The sequence below is a fragment of the Roseobacter sp. genome, assembly GCF_039970775.1.
Taxonomy (GTDB): Bacteria; Pseudomonadota; Alphaproteobacteria; order Rhodobacterales; family Rhodobacteraceae; genus Roseobacter.
The window spans coordinates 103,270-116,289 of the sequence record NZ_JBDVLG010000044.1 but is presented as its reverse complement, the minus strand read 5'-3'; the positions used below and the strand labels follow the sequence as shown (position 1 = coordinate 116,289).

Here is a 13,020-nt window from a genome sequence, read left to right as displayed (position 1 = left end):
GCGTTTTGCGATCCGCGAAGGCGGCCGCACCGTTGGCGCGGGCGTTGTGTCGAAGATCACTGAATAATCGACCGGGCGATTTGCCCACCCCAAACACAGAAGGCCGCAGCACACCAGCTGCGGCCTTCTCGCGTTAATATGTGTCTACCCAAGACACCCCCTCGTGATCCCAAACAAACCCGTTATGGTGGAAACTGGTACGGGACATAACGGCGGGTCGATAACATGAAGCGGTTCAAATCTATCTTCCTGATCGCGCTGCGCTATTACCGGCATCTTGGATTGCGCGTGTGTTTGTATGCTTTGCTATCGTTGTGCATCGCGCTTGCCAGCCCTTTGGTGGTGCCGTTTCTGGGTGGGCAGGGATATCTGGACCGGATAGATTTCAGCGCTGTGATGCCGGTCCTGACGATCCTCGCGACCTCGATGTTGGCGGTGTCGACGTTCTCGCTCAATGTGATGGTGTCCGCGCATCGTGCAGCGGCAAATGCGACGACGCCCCGCATGCATCGGTTGTTGTTGGACGACACAACCACTCAATCTGTGCTTGCGACGTTCATAGGCGCGTTTGTGTTCTCTCTGGTGACGATCGTCTTGTATCAGGCTGGGTTCTACGCGGAAAATGCCGCGGTGATCGTGATGGCGGTATCGGTGTTTGTGGTTGGGTTGGTGATCGTGTCGATGTTGCGATGGATCCCGCATCTGACTAACTTAGGGAGCGTTGATAACAGTCTGGCGTTGGTCACGCATCGCGCCAAAGTCGCGCTGGCTGCGTTGGCCCGTGACCCGGCTTTTGGGGCTCATCCTCTTACGGATGACATCAGACCGCCTGCCTCTGTGATATCCCTAAAAGCGCCCGCTTCGGGGTATTTGCAAATTGTTGATGTGCCGGGTTTGCAAAGCTTGCTGCCGGATCAATCCTCAATACATCTCCGGTGCAGGCCCGGTGTCCACGTGTTGCGGGGGCAGGTTATCGCACAGGTGTCTGGCACGGTGGACGCTGATGTTCTAACCAAACTGGCCGCGGCATTTGTCTTGGGAGAGCACAGAACGTTCGAACAAGATGCCGAATTTGGGTTGATCGTACTGTCTGAAATAGCATGCAAAGCACTGTCGCCGGGTGTGAACGATCCGGGAACGGCGATTGAGGCTATCACCTGTTTGAAAACTTTGCTGTGGCAGTTTGCAAATCTGCAAACTGTTGCGAAATCTCTTAGTGCTACACGTGTTTACATGCCTGTGCCTGATTGCGATGGTTTGTGCCGTGCTGCTTTTGCGCCGATTGCCCGCGACGGTGCAGGCGCGATCGAAGTTGTGGTGTGCCTCGGCGAGGCGCTTCGTGGGCTTGCAGATGTGCAGAACGCAGAGATGGCACGTGCGGCATGCCGTATGTTGGATGACGTTATCGCGCGCAATGAGGCCGCGGATCTACAGCCGTATGAAGCCGATCAATTGGCGCAGCTCGCGCGTCCGGCCTGATCATAGACGCGGTGAGGTGACCGGGACGCACGCAGTCCAGATGCCGGGGTTTGCAAAATCAATTTAACCGCGCAGAGCCGCGAATACCCATTGTGTTTCCCTGCGACTCCCCCTAAACGACGCAAATCCAACGGGGGTGCGGTCAGCCGCGCCTTTTTCCGTTGGGCCAAAAGTCGCGATGAGGGTGTGCGATGAGCGTGCATCCTCCAATCCGAACTAGACCCTCATATAAAGGGTGATGCATATGGCCGCACAAAGCCAAAATATCCGCATCCGTCTCAAGGCGTTTGACTACCGCGTGTTGGACACGTCCACACAAGAAATCGTCAACACTGCCAAGCGCACTGGTGCATCTGTTCGCGGACCCATTCCGCTTCCGAACAAGATCGAAAAATTCACCGTTCTGCGTGGTCCACACGTGGATAAGAAATCCCGTGACCAGTTCGAAATCCGCACGCACAAGCGTCTGCTGGATATCGTTGATCCGACCCCCCAGACCGTGGACGCGCTTATGAAGCTCGACCTGGCCGCTGGTGTGGACGTCGAGATCAAGCTGCAGTCATAAACGTAGGAGGGTAATATTATGTTGCGCTCAGGCGTTATTGCAAAAAAGATGGGCATGACCCGTCTGTTCATGGAAGACGGCAAACAGATCCCTGTCACCGTTCTTCAACTCGATACGCTACAGGTCGTGGCGCAGCGGACCGTTGAAAAGGATGGCTACACAGCTGTTCAGCTCGGTGCCGGTGCTGCCAAAGCCAAGCGGACATCCCAAGCTATGCGCGGTCACTTCGCCGCAGCGAAGGTTGAGCCCAAGCGTAAGGTCGCGGAGTTCCGCGTCGACGAAGCAAACCTGATTGGTGTTGGCGAAGAAATCATCGCTGATCATTATTTCGAAGGTCAGTTCGTTGATGTTGCGGGCACGTCCATCGGTAAAGGTTTTGCCGGTGCGATGAAGCGTCACAACTTTGGCGGTTTGCGTGCGACGCACGGTGTTTCGATTTCGCACCGTTCGCACGGTTCGACGGGTCAGTGTCAGGATCCTGGTAAGGTTTTCAAAGGCAAGAAAATGGCCGGTCACATGGGTGCTGCCCGTGTTACCACGCAAAACCTTCAGGTTGTACGCACGGACACAGACCGCGGTTTGATCATGGTCAAAGGCGCCGTTCCTGGCTCCAAAGGTGGCTGGGTTACGGTCAAGGATGCGGTTAAAAAACCGTTCCCCGAGAACGCAGTCCTGCCAGCGGCCCTGAAATCCGCTGTGGTTGAAGCGCCTGCGGCAGACGAAGACAAGAAAGAAGGTGACGCATGAAACTCGATGTCATCAAACTCGACGGCGGCGCGGCCGGATCAATAGATCTGGACGAAGCGCTTTTTGGCCTAGAGCCGCGTGCGGATATCCTGCACCGTGTCGTGCGCTGGCAGCGTAACAACGCGCAAGCGGGTACGCACAAGGTCAAAACACGGTCCGAAGTCAGCTATTCGACCAAGAAGATCTATCGCCAAAAAGGGACCGGTGGTGCACGCCACGGTGCACGTTCCGCGCCGATCTTCCGCGGTGGTGGTGTTTATAAAGGTCCAAAAGTGCGTAGCCATGGTCACGAGTTGACCAAAAAGTTCCGCAAATTGGGTCTGCGCCACGCGCTGTCTGCCAAGATGAAAGCCGGCGAAGTCGTCATCATCGACGCAGCTGCCTCCGAAGGCAAAACCGCCGCTTTGGCCAAACAGGTTGCAAACCTGGGCTGGAAACGCGCTTTGGTCATCGACGGTACGTCCGTGGACGAGAACTTTGCACAAGCCGCGCGCAACATTGAAGGTCTGGATATCCTGCCAACAATGGGCGCAAACGTATATGACATCCTCAAGCGTGACACTTTGGTGATCACGAAGGCGGGCGTCGAAGCACTGGAGGCCCGTTTGAAATGAGCGCCAAGGCAGAACATTACGATGTGATCCGCAAGCCGATCATCACCGAAAAAGCGACAATGGCATCCGAAAATGGTGCGGTGGTTTTTGAAGTGGCGATCGACAGCAACAAACCCCAGATCAAGGAGGCCGTTGAGGCGCTCTTTGGTGTGAAGGTCAAAGCGGTCAACACCACGATCACCAAAGGTAAGGTCAAGCGTTTCCGGGGCCAAATCGGTAAACGCAAAGACGTCAAGAAAGCCTACGTGACACTAGAAGCTGGCAACACGATCGACGTGTCGACCGGCCTCTGAAGCCAACAGTATTACTGTGATAGAACCTCGGCCCTGAAAGGGGCCGGGGTTTTTTGCGCTTTGGTGTAGCAAAGAGGTCACCAATTAACCTTTTGCCTTTGGTATCGTTAACACCTGGGGAACGTCTGTACCGCGCTTTGGCGTGACGAGGCACGTTTGGGTGTGTCAGCCGGTTCCGTGCAAAACCTGCGAATGAGGTGGTAACCGTGCCTGAGGTCAAATCACGCGATGTTTCTGCGGCAAAGCGGAGCGCATATCCGGACCGTCTTGTGGATTCTTCGGATTGGGCGAACCGGCTGAAGGAGGCGCGCGCCAAGCGCGAGATGTTGTTGTCCAAGGCTGGCGCTGCCGAGATGCACGCGGCGGCCAAGCACATCGAGCCAGTGCGTGCAGGCGATGGTGCGGCACCGGTGGACGATACGTGCGATGTGCGGCCTGAGGTCGCTGTGCAAAAGCCGCGCAGGGACATATCCAGGCGGTTTGTTTTCGCGGCAGGGGTCGTGTTGGGGATGGCATTGGGTGCCGGTGTATCGTTCGGTTTCGTGCACCCCAAAGCTGTGGCTGAGCAGGCAGCGGCGCAGGTGCAGGCGCCAGTCGTTCCGGCCTCGGTGTCGGTGGTTATTCCAGACAGGGCGACGCCTGAGTTCATCGCTGAGCCACCCGCCGCATCGCGCGATGTTATCCCTGAATATCAAGATGTGTTGGTCGCCCCCGTCGTGCCGGTTGCCGTTGCAGCGGCTACGCCTGTGTTGCCGGTTGTGTCCCCCATTTCACGTCCGCGGCGCGGCGCTGTCCAAGGCGAGAGTGTTAACGCCCGGTCATTGCCGCAAGTGCTGCCCACAAGGGAGAGCGCCGATACGCCCTACAGCGGGAACGGGCCGAGCGCGCAGGTGTTTATGCACGCGCCAGACGGCCTGTCCGCCGCGCAATTGCAGGCGTATGTTGCAGATGTTGAGCAAACTGGCGTTGAAGTCGTGACCATCGGCCGTGAGGGTTTTCGGGTTTCGACGACACATTTGCGGTTCTATAGCCCGGACACTGCGACCAAGGCCGCAAAAATCGCGGGTGATTTGGGCATCGAGGCGCGTGATTTTTCGAGCAACACAGTCAATGCAGAACGCATCGAACTTTGGGTCGCGGGGTGGCCGAAGGCGTCGCGCGAAGTTGAGCCACAGCGATCTGGTTTTTTCGCACGGTTGTTCAAGGCGCCAACAGAGAACGCAGAGTAACAAAAGCAAGGGTCGGACGGCGGCTGGAGGGATTCAAGTGTAGTTAAGGTCTTTGTAGTAACCATTGGGTCGTCACCGCATTAGAAAGGCGTCCCCCTTGTCGGAACCCAGAACAAAAGATAGCCCGCGAGACGTGGCTAACAAAGCGGAATCAATGGTCGTTTCATTGCCGCAACGCGCCATTTCCTTTATGCTTTGTTCCAGTCTGGAATGCCTGAGCGATGCGGAGTGTGCCGAGCGCGCAAAAGCTCAGGCGCAGGATCTGCGTGCAATGAAAGACGCCGTACGGTACGTTGGCAAAGAATTTCCACTTGATTTCAAGGAGGTTGCAGGCGCGTTTTCTGGGGAGCTGGAGGCTGCTATGGCTGCTCTTGATGAGGCGCTAAGCGGGTTGTGCGACCGGTTGCCCCAAGGCCAAGGTGATGTCGCTCCAGAGCTTCTCTTTGAATTGAAAACTGATGTGGAGACCAAAGTTGCACCGGCGGTATCGGCGTTTCTTTCGGCGTTGTTTGATTCTGTTGTGGCGTCCGAAAAATCCTCATCCAAACTGGCAAAAGATGTTGATTCGTCTGCGTTGATGGAAATCGATGCCATTTCGCGCAAAATCAACTTCATTGCGGTGAACGCATCGGTGGAAGCCGCCCGCGTCGGTGATGCTGGAAAAGGGTTTGCCGTCATCGCGGCAGAAATCAAAGACCTATCCCAACAGTCCCGCGTCGCAGTGGAGCGTATGCGCACCACAACAGGTTAAATGGTGGATCAAACCGCATGGTCAGCACCCGTTTTCTGGTGACCGGTTGATGATAGCTTTTCATCGCTTGACCTGACCTGCGTGCTCTCTTACACGAACACATCGGCAAGGCCCCGGATTCGTCCGGGGCTTCGTTGTTGTTCTGTATCGGACTTTGCGATGCAGGGCATTTACGTTGGGCACCTACGGGGGCCTTCATACCACAGGCGGGGCTGTTTTTTATACGGACCCGTCGCTTAGCAAACGGAAGACAGACAACATGGCACTCAAGTCGTATAAGCCGACGACGCCGGGCCAGCGTGGGCTGGTACTGATCGACCGTTCGGAGCTCTGGAAAGGCCGCCCGGTCAAAGCCCTCACTGAAGGCTTGACCAAGAACGGCGGACGGAACAACACCGGACGGATCACGATGCGCCGCAAAGGCGGCGGGGCCAAGCGCCTCTACCGGATCGTTGACTTCAAACGTAACAAATTGGATGTACCGGCTACAGTCGTGCGCATCGAATATGACCCTAACCGGACAGCTTTTATCGCGCTTGTGAAATACCAAGACGGTGAGCAAGCCTACATCCTCGCGCCACAGCGCTTGGGCATTGGCGATCAGGTTGTGGCGTCGCAGAAAGCAGACATCAAACCCGGTAACGCGATGCCGTTTTCGGGCATGCCCATCGGGACAATCATCCACAACATCGAAATGAAGCCCGGCAAAGGCGGTCAAATCGCCCGCGCTGCAGGCACCTACGCCCAGTTCGTGGGTCGTGATGGTGGCTACGCTCAGATCCGTCTGAGCTCGGGTGAATTGCGCTTGGTGCGTCAGGAATGTATGGCCACCGTCGGTGCTGTATCCAACCCCGACAACTCCAACCAGAACTACGGTAAAGCGGGCCGCATGCGTCACAAGGGTGTTCGCCCGTCTGTGCGTGGTGTCGTGATGAACCCGATCGATCACCCGCATGGTGGTGGTGAAGGCCGGACCTCTGGTGGTCGTCATCCGGTTACGCCTTGGGGCAAGCCGACAAAGGGTGCAAAAACCCGGAACAAGAAAAAAGCGTCCAGCAAGCTCATTCTGCGCTCGCGGCACGCCAAGAAGAAGGGGCGCTAATATATGGCACGCTCTGTTTGGAAAGGTCCTTTTGTCGACTCTTACGTGTTGAAAAAGGCCGAGGCGTCCCGCGAAAGCGGCCGCAACGAAGTGATCAAAATCTGGTCGCGCCGCTCGACGATTCTGCCCCAATTTGTGGGTCTGACGTTCGGTGTGTACAATGGTCGCAAGCACATCCCTGTTAACGTCAGCGAAGAAATGATCGGTCAGAAGTTTGGTGAATATTCGCCGACACGGACCTACTACGGTCATGCCGCCGACAAAAAAGCGAAGCGGAAATAAGCCATGAGCAAGGATAAAAATCCCCGCCGCGTGGCTGACAACGAAGCCCGCGCAAAACTGCGCATGCTTCGCACAAGCCCGCAAAAGTTGAACCTCGTCGCTGCGATGATCCGTGGCAAGAAAGTGGACAAGGCCCTGACGGACCTGACATTTTCCAAAAAGCGGATCGCTGTGGATGTGAAGAAATGCCTTCAGTCCGCGATTGCGAACGGCGAAAACAACCACAACCTGGACGTTGATGAACTGGTCGTGGCCGAAGCCTATGTCGGCAAAAACATGACCTTGAAGCGCGGTCGCCCTCGGGCGCGTGGCCGGTTTGGCAAAATCGTCAAGCCGTTCTCGGAAATCACGATCGTCGTACGCCAAGTTGAGGAGCAAGCCTAATGGGTAATAAAGTCAATCCGATTGGCATGCGCCTGCAGGTGAACCGCACCTGGGACAGCCGCTGGTACGCCGACACCAAGGATTACGGCGATCTTCTGCTCGAAGATCTGGCGATCCGTGAGTTCATCAAAAAAGAATGTCATCAGGCCGGTGTGGCCCGTGTGATCATCGAGCGTCCGCACAAAAAGTGCCGCGTCACGATCCACACAGCACGCCCCGGTGTTATCATTGGTAAAAAAGGTGCAGACATCGAAGGTCTGCGTCAGAAAATTGCCAAGATGACCGACAGCGAGCTGCACCTCAACATCGTTGAAGTGCGCAAGCCCGAGCTGGACGCGGCATTGGTTGGTGAGAGCATTGCACAGCAGTTGGAACGCCGGGTGTCTTTCCGTCGCGCCATGAAACGTGCGGTGCAAAACGCGATGCGCATGGGTGCCTTGGGCATTCGCGTGAACGTCGCGGGTCGTTTGGGCGGCGCGGAAATCGCGCGGACCGAATGGTACCGTGAGGGCCGCGTGCCATTGCACACGCTGCGCGCCGACATCGATTACGCACACGTAGAAGCAACGACTGCCTATGGCATCATTGGGATCAAGACTTGGATCTTCAAAGGTGAGATCATGGAGCACGACCCTGCGGCACGTGACCGTAAAGCACAGGAACTCCAAGACGGTCCAGCACCACGCGGTGCAGGCGGTCGTCGTTAAGGGGGAATGACAGATGCTACAACCAAAACGCACGAAATTCCGCAAACAGTTTAAAGGCTCTATCAAGGGTCTTGCGAAGGGTGGGTCTGACCTGAACTTCGGAACTTATGGTCTCAAAGCGATTGAGCCCGAGCGGATCACAGCACGTCAAATCGAAGCGGCACGCCGCGCGATGACACGTCACATGAAACGTCAAGGCCGGGTCTGGATCCGTATTTTCCCTGACGTGCCAGTGACAGCCAAACCTATCGAAGTTCGGATGGGTAAGGGTAAAGGTTCCGTTGATCGGTGGGCAGCGAAGGTCAAACCTGGCCGCGTGATGTTCGAAATCGACGGCGTCAACGATGATGTTGCGCGTGAAGCGCTTCGTCTTGCGGCGATGAAACTGCCTATTAAGACACGGGTTGTCGTCAGAGAAGACTGGTAAGTCTCTACGATACAGCCTTTGACTAACGCATTAGAAACCTCGCTGGGAAACCAGCGGGGTTTTTTTGTCTTAAGTAACCCGCGCAACGCGCAAACGCGCGCATAGGTATTGGCCGACATCGACGAAAAACCTCAATCACGCAATAAAACAGGGCTTTAATAGACAGACCCACCGCGATTTTGACGTTTAAGCAATTTATGTATGTTAACCTTATTTAACACCGCATATCATATGTGCGGTATAGATAAGGCCGGGTGTATCGTCTGTGTGATGATCGCGTTCGGCGCAGGGACGTTGGTGGTAAAATGACTTTTGATGCAGGCGAAATCTTCGATAAATGGCGTACGGGTGCTGCTGCCGTGGCGGTGTTGTCTGCGGTGATCTTGGCTGCGCCGACAAGCGCAGACGCGGGCGACACAGCATTCCTGAGTTTGCAGCAACCGACCCCCGCCCCAGCAGGGTTTCATGGCTTGTGCGCGCGGTACGATTGGGTCTGTGCGCCATCGGCACGCACAACATTGGACGCTGCTACGGCGCGGAAGCTGGCACGTGACGTGAACCGTAAAGTGAACCGTCAAATTCACGAAATCGCGGATCAGGCGCAGTACGGGAAAGAAGAATATTGGTCTTTGCCGTCTCGGCGTGGTGGCGATTGCGAAGACTTCGCGCTGCTGAAAAAGAAGCTTTTGGTGGAAAGCGGTATTGCGTCGCAATCACTGCTGATCGCCACCGTGCTCGACCGTAAATTGAACAGCCATGCGGTTTTAGTGTTTAGAACAACCGCGGGTGACGTGGTGCTTGATAACCTGACCAATCGTATCCTGAGTTGGGAAAAAACCGGATATACATTCCTAAAGCTGCAAAATCCAAAAGCGCTTCAAAATTGGGGTGCTGTATTGGCGGGCGGTATTATTTCGGGCAAGCCCACCGCGTCGTTCTAGGCGCGCAGTCGCAAGGTGCTAAGGCCTCATAGGAAAAGGGCGCCCGTTACGGCGCCCTCGCGTTGGTTGAATATGTTGTTTGAGGTCAACGGGTTGACTTAGCCCGGGAAGGCACCACCATCATCGCCGCCGTTGTCGCCGCCGTTGTCGCCGCCGCCAGGGTTGTTTGAATCGCCATCAGCATCGGCACGTGGGGTGTCATTGTCGATATTGTCGTTGATCGCGGCTGTGGGCCGGTCTGTCAGGGCCAGCGCGCTTGCAGGGCAGTTTGCGAACATGCGTTCCAGGATCTCACCGAAGTCGGCGCGGTATTCAATTCTGTCGAGAACCGTTGCTGGGATTTCGTCCCAGTGGCACAAGTCGTATTCTTTGGCGCTGGACTGTGTTGGTGTCAGACCGGCCAAAGCGATGACTGTTGTGGCTGCAAGTACGGTTTTGATTGTGATAGAATACATGACAAATTCCTCATTAATTTTACATAATTAGATACAAAAAACCAGCATTTCAGGTCACGATACCTATCCATTCCGGAGTGGCTCGCGTTTCGATCTGCTGGTAAAGAAGATACCCTTTGACGAACCTGTTCGGGCTCGGGGCGGGGTTACGGATGGGTTACAGAAACACGCAACCCATCTGCCCAGTTTTCAAATGGTTAGGCGGCTTTTTTGCGCCGGCGGATGGCGGCAAAGCTGCCCAAACCACCCAACATCAACCAAATACCAGCTGGCAGCGGGATCGGAGCGACCTCGGCGTAAATTCCGATTGTCGATACGCCGCCCTCTACGTTTGTCCACAAACCCGTCAGGTCGTTGAAGGTGTTACCCGTGCCGATTTCTGCGAAAAACAGCGAATTAATCAGATAGCCGTTGCCCAAATCAATCGGTGCGGAGAACGCGTCGGCGTCCAGAATCAAGCCGGTGATGAGGTCGGGAACCGTCCCTAATCTCTCGTTTTCGTCCGTGTCGCGGTATGTATCGGTCGTGTTGGAGATGCCGAACGCGACTGTTTCGCTGAGCGATACAGAGGAGGGCGCCGAGATGTTGATATCTAGGTTGATCGCGCTCGTCCAATCGCCGCCTGCGCTAAAGTTGGACTGGTTGTCCCATGTGATTGTGCCTAGCAAAATAGACCCGGTGCTCAGAGCGACGGCATCAAAATCAAAGGAGGTGCTGTTGATGGTCAATGAGCTGGCATCGCCGGTTTGAACGGTCGACGAGCCGTCGCTTTGCGTGCCCCACGCGAGGGTCGATGTGCCCGCACCGATATATGCAATTGACGAGCCAGAGGCATCGGAAGGTGCGTCGATTGTGCCGCTGAAATTGCCAGATACTGTGCTGGCTTGTGCCGCGCCAACCGCGCTAAGTGTGACGACAGTCGCGAGTGTGATTTGCTTAAACATTGGAACCTCGAAATCATTAACAATCAATTACTAACAATTTGATATACGTTGTCCATTTCTCGATCAAGCCGCTCAATATTCGAATTTTCTGCCTATTTTGCCTCTTTTGTTTCGATGGTGGTGATGGTCCTAGCACCTACTATTGGATTGGTCGAAATTGAGAAACGATCGCCGGTAAACGCTGGTTTAACGTTGTGTCTTTGATTCTATTTTTATCGATCTTGGCGCAGGGCAAGGCCGACTGTCATGTCATAGACGCGATGAGCCAGCCCCGTCTGACGCCCTGTGGCGCCCCGAACGCGGCCTGACGATTGTGTCATGCGACACGGCGGGTGTCTGTTGCGCTTGACAACGGGTTTGGTTCCAACGCAACTGATGCCGTGCTGGTGCTTGCCTGTGGCAAGTGAAAAGGGAATGTGCAGCCGGTTTCAGACTGGTCAAACACAGCCGCCCCCGCGACCGTGAACGGAAAGGGCTGCCAAAAGCCACTGGAGCGACGCTCCGGGAAGGTGGGCAGACCGACGGCAATGCCGAGATCCGTGAGCCGGGAGACCTGCCAACACAAGACGAAAACCGGGCGGGGTGTTCCGGTGTCGAGGCGTGACCTGCCGTTGTGCAGGCCTTCTCGTTATCTGGCCCCCGTTCCATGACAGATGGGACTTTGCATTATGACGATGGACACGACCGAATTGTTGGTCTGTGTGAAATGCAGACACGGCGAGGACGCACCGGGCGATGACCGGCGCCCCGGTCAAAGTCTTTATGACACGCTCGCAGAAGCGTGCATGCCCGAGGGTGTGCGGCTGCGGCCGGTCGAGTGTCTGCAAAACTGCGACCACGGCTGTACCGTTGCGCTGCGCGGGGGTGACCGTTGGACATATATATACGGTAACATCGATGAGGTGTCGCATGCCGACATGTTGCTCGATGGGGCCGCCCGGTATGCTGCAACGCCGGATGGGTTGATCCCCTGGCGCGAGCGTCCCGACCATTTCAAGCGCAACTGCATCGCGCGTATACCGCCACTGGAGGCCGACAATGACTGATCTTGCAAAGCTCCCCGTTACTGTGATCACTGGCTTCTTGGGGTCGGGTAAAACCACGTTGATCCGTGAACTCATGCAAAACCCCGGTGGCAAACGGCTGGCTGTGGTGGTGAATGAATTCGGCGATGTGGGCGTAGATGGGGATATCCTCAAAAGCTGCGCGATCCCCGATTGCCCGGCGGAAAACATCATGGAACTGGCCAATGGCTGCATTTGTTGCACCGTGGCGGATGATTTCATCCCGACCATCGAGGCCCTGATGGCGTTGGATCCGCGCCCCGACCACATCCTGATCGAAACCTCGGGGTTGGCGTTGCCCAAGCCGTTGCTCAAGGCATTCGACTGGCCCGATATCCGGTCAAAAATAACCGTTGATGGTGTGATCGCGCTGGCCGATGCTGAGGCCGTTGCCGCCGGTCGGTTTGCGCCCAATGTGGCCGCCGTTGACGCGCAGCGCGCGGCGGATGACAGCATTGACCATGACACGCCTCTGTCAGAGGTGTTCGAAGATCAGATATCCTGCGCTGATATCATCTTGCTCACGAAACCTGATTTGGCGGGCCCAGAGGGTGTGGCCAAGGCCAAAGAGATCATCGCCGCCGAAGCCCCACGCCCCTTGCCCGTTGTCGAAGTGGCCGAAGGCATGGTTGACCCGCGCGTGATCCTGGGCCTGGAGGCCGCCGCCGAAGACGATATGGATGCGCGCCCCAGCCACCACGATGGCCCGCATGACCACGACCATGATGATTTCGAAAGCATCGTGGTTGATATCCCCGAACAGGTCGACGCGGCAGATCTGGTCCGTGCTGTCGAAACCCTCGCGAACGATCACAACATCCTGCGCGTCAAAGGATACGCGGCAGTCACGGGCAAACCGATGCGTTTGTTGGTGCAGGCCGTGGGCGCGCGGGTGCGTCATCAATATGACCGCCCGTGGGCCCCGGATGAGGCCCGTCAGGGCCGTTTGGTGGTGATCGCAGAACATGACGACATCAACCCCGCGACGATCCACGCGGTGCTTGCGGCGAAAACCGTTGAGCCCGCCGAGTAACGC

Annotated in this window: 18 protein-coding genes and 1 riboswitch; of the genes, 16 read left to right on the top strand and 2 right to left on the bottom strand. The window is 56.3% G+C overall.

From position 1 onward, the window contains the following. The 14 genes from ABJH13_RS10870 to ABJH13_RS10805 all read left to right on the top strand — a co-directional run. A partial coding sequence (locus ABJH13_RS10870) for a hypothetical protein (protein ID WP_288397397.1) occupies positions 1-67 on the top strand: 67 nt, incomplete at its 5' end. Positions 68-225: 158 nt separating this feature from the next. After that, positions 226-1,479, top strand: coding sequence for a DUF2254 domain-containing protein (locus ABJH13_RS10865; protein ID WP_348406234.1), 1,254 nt, complete (start codon positions 226-228; stop codon positions 1,477-1,479). A gap of 244 nt (positions 1,480-1,723) precedes the next feature. Next, entirely contained in the window at positions 1,724-2,044 is a 321-nt protein-coding gene (gene rpsJ, locus ABJH13_RS10860) for a 30S ribosomal protein S10 (protein WP_348406233.1), read from the top strand. 18 nt (positions 2,045-2,062) lie between these two features. Further along, positions 2,063-2,791, top strand: coding sequence for a 50S ribosomal protein L3 (gene rplC / locus ABJH13_RS10855; protein ID WP_348406232.1), 729 nt, complete (start codon positions 2,063-2,065; stop codon positions 2,789-2,791). Further along, the gene (gene rplD / locus ABJH13_RS10850; RefSeq protein WP_348406231.1) at positions 2,788-3,405 is read left to right on the top strand and encodes a 50S ribosomal protein L4; all 618 of its coding nucleotides are present in this window, start codon (positions 2,788-2,790) and stop codon (positions 3,403-3,405) included. The genes rplC and rplD overlap by 4 nt, the downstream gene beginning before the upstream one ends. Beyond that, entirely contained in the window at positions 3,402-3,698 is a 297-nt protein-coding gene (locus ABJH13_RS10845) for a 50S ribosomal protein L23 (RefSeq protein ID WP_348406230.1), read from the top strand. Before rplD ends, ABJH13_RS10845 begins: the two co-directional genes overlap by 4 nt. A gap of 269 nt (positions 3,699-3,967) precedes the next feature. Continuing rightward, the gene (locus ABJH13_RS10840; protein ID WP_348406229.1) at positions 3,968-4,927 is read left to right on the top strand and encodes a hypothetical protein; all 960 of its coding nucleotides are present in this window, start codon (positions 3,968-3,970) and stop codon (positions 4,925-4,927) included. 64 nt (positions 4,928-4,991) lie between these two features. After that, entirely contained in the window at positions 4,992-5,678 is a 687-nt protein-coding gene (locus tag ABJH13_RS10835; RefSeq protein WP_348406228.1) for a methyl-accepting chemotaxis protein, read from the top strand. A gap of 259 nt (positions 5,679-5,937) precedes the next feature. Beyond that, entirely contained in the window at positions 5,938-6,780 is an 843-nt protein-coding gene (rplB, locus tag ABJH13_RS10830; protein ID WP_348406227.1) for a 50S ribosomal protein L2, read from the top strand. 3 nt (positions 6,781-6,783) lie between these two features. Continuing rightward, complete coding sequence (rpsS, locus tag ABJH13_RS10825) at positions 6,784-7,062, top strand: 30S ribosomal protein S19 (RefSeq protein WP_348406226.1); 279 nt, start codon at positions 6,784-6,786, stop codon at positions 7,060-7,062. 3 nt (positions 7,063-7,065) lie between these two features. Next, positions 7,066-7,446 (top strand): 50S ribosomal protein L22, encoded by a 381-nt coding sequence (gene rplV, locus ABJH13_RS10820; protein ID WP_348406225.1) that lies wholly within the window; start codon positions 7,066-7,068, stop codon positions 7,444-7,446. Beyond that, the gene (rpsC, locus tag ABJH13_RS10815; RefSeq protein ID WP_195819735.1) at positions 7,446-8,153 is read left to right on the top strand and encodes a 30S ribosomal protein S3; all 708 of its coding nucleotides are present in this window, start codon (positions 7,446-7,448) and stop codon (positions 8,151-8,153) included. Before rplV ends, rpsC begins: the two co-directional genes overlap by 1 nt. Before the next feature lie 13 nt (positions 8,154-8,166). Next, positions 8,167-8,580 (top strand): 50S ribosomal protein L16, encoded by a 414-nt coding sequence (gene rplP, locus ABJH13_RS10810; protein ID WP_011567669.1) that lies wholly within the window; start codon positions 8,167-8,169, stop codon positions 8,578-8,580. Positions 8,581-8,885: 305 nt separating this feature from the next. Further along, entirely contained in the window at positions 8,886-9,521 is a 636-nt protein-coding gene (locus ABJH13_RS10805; RefSeq protein ID WP_348406224.1) for a transglutaminase-like cysteine peptidase, read from the top strand. Between the two features lie 98 nt (positions 9,522-9,619). Here ABJH13_RS10805 and ABJH13_RS10800 read toward each other — a convergent pair whose 3' ends face one another. Beyond that, positions 9,620-9,976 carry a hypothetical protein gene (locus ABJH13_RS10800; protein WP_348406223.1) on the bottom strand — a complete coding sequence of 119 codons (357 nt, stop codon included), beginning with the start codon at positions 9,974-9,976 and terminating at the stop codon, positions 9,620-9,622. A 197-nt stretch (positions 9,977-10,173) separates the two neighbouring features. Continuing rightward, positions 10,174-10,920 carry a choice-of-anchor K domain-containing protein gene (locus tag ABJH13_RS10795; protein WP_348406222.1) on the bottom strand — a complete coding sequence of 249 codons (747 nt, stop codon included), beginning with the start codon at positions 10,918-10,920 and terminating at the stop codon, positions 10,174-10,176. A 367-nt stretch (positions 10,921-11,287) separates the two neighbouring features. Further along, positions 11,288-11,496, top strand: a riboswitch (cobalamin riboswitch). A 92-nt stretch (positions 11,497-11,588) separates the two neighbouring features. Here ABJH13_RS10795 and ABJH13_RS10790 point away from each other — a divergent pair. Then, on the top strand, positions 11,589-11,966 hold the full coding sequence (locus ABJH13_RS10790; RefSeq protein WP_348406221.1) for a DUF1636 domain-containing protein: 378 nt from the start codon (positions 11,589-11,591) through the stop codon (positions 11,964-11,966). Continuing rightward, the gene (gene cobW / locus ABJH13_RS10785) at positions 11,959-13,017 is read left to right on the top strand and encodes a cobalamin biosynthesis protein CobW (RefSeq protein WP_348406220.1); all 1,059 of its coding nucleotides are present in this window, start codon (positions 11,959-11,961) and stop codon (positions 13,015-13,017) included. The genes ABJH13_RS10790 and cobW overlap by 8 nt, the downstream gene beginning before the upstream one ends. Positions 13,018-13,020 lie beyond the last annotated feature (3 nt).